Annotated in this window: 1 protein-coding gene; it reads left to right on the top strand. The window is 35.7% G+C overall.

All coding sequences use genetic code 11. The features are described 5' to 3' along the window. The first annotated feature begins 518 nt into the window (after positions 1–518). A complete protein-coding gene (locus F6K13_RS33580) occupies positions 519–1,070 on the top strand; it encodes a gamma-glutamylcyclotransferase (protein WP_124147453.1) in 552 nt (183 codons plus the stop codon). Positions 1,071–1,315 lie beyond the last annotated feature (245 nt).

The following is a 1,315-nucleotide window of genomic DNA, read 5'->3' as shown; positions in this document are numbered from 1 at the left end:
TTGCGCTCAAAAATCTTTTAGTAGGGGCAGGAGACAACCCACCCCTCGCTCCTCCCCCTCCCAGGAGGGGAATACAGGAGACAAGAGACAACCCACCCCTCGCCCCTCCCCCTCCCAGGAGGGGAGAAATGGGAATTAAGAGGAGGTAGAAGTAACAATGTAAGAATGATTTTTCTGCCCAACTCTTACCATTAATACTAACTTTTTGAGCATGAAGAGCTCAAAACCAGGAATTTTTTTCAACCTAAAACAGCTAAAACCTTTATCTATCAATGCTTTTAGATTTAATCAGCAAACCCTAAGTATTCAACGGGACATGATATAACTCCTGACTCCTGACTCCTGACTCCTGACTCCTTCTTCAAAGTGAAAAGTTGATAGCTGACTACTGATTACTATATTGTGCAAAATCTAACAGAAAAAAGTATCAAACTTTCTGCACAATTTAATGCATATGCTCCAATCAAATCTGTCTTTTCAGACATATACTAACTCAGAGTTTCAAATCAATAACTAAAATGAACAAGCTGACTTCTACAGAGAAAAAGTTTTACTACTTTGCCTATGGATCTTGTATGTGTCCTGTAGACTTAAAACGAACCTTGGGAGAAAATACTCATCACTATGTTATAGGTCCTGCTAAACTTAAAGGATATAGAATTGGATTTTATCGTTATTCAGAAAAGCGTAATTGTGGAGCGTTAGATGTAGTAAAAGACCCGAATTCTAATGTAGAAGGAGTGCTTTATAATTTACCTTTGAGGTTACGCCCTCGCCTAGATGAAAGAGAAACTGTAAAATTCGATTTTATTAAACAAATTCACTGCGGTGGTTATCGACCAGAAATAGTTGAGGTGTATAGTCAAGGGAAATTATATAGTGGGGTTTGTACCTATATTGTTATAGATAAATTACCCCAGGAATTAGCTCCTAACGATTGGTATTTTAATGTTGTACTTAGAGGAGCTATAACTTGCGGACTTTCTGAAGAATATTGTTGGAAATTGTTTGAACATATGTATCATTTACAGCATCAGAAAAGACAACAATATTTCTTGTCAGCAGCTTAGATATCAAAATTCAAAATTCAAAATTCAAAATTCAAAAGTAATCTCTGACTTACTTTCAGCATTTAGTATTGTCTTAACCCAATTGTGTAGTGCTATATATCTCTGGGTTAAAAAAGGCAAAAGATGAAAATATATCAAGAAATTTAGGGGGTTTTTAATGAGCAAAAAATAAGGTCTGAAGTTTCCCCTTTCAAGGGGATAAAAAAAAATAAAGTTCAATATTTCAAGCCTTTGACTTTAACTAG

The organism is Okeania sp. SIO2B9 (assembly GCF_010672505.1).
In the GTDB taxonomy this organism is placed as follows: domain Bacteria; phylum Cyanobacteriota; class Cyanobacteriia; order Cyanobacteriales; family Microcoleaceae; genus Okeania; species Okeania hirsuta.
This window is presented reverse-complemented; position numbering and strand designations above follow the sequence as displayed.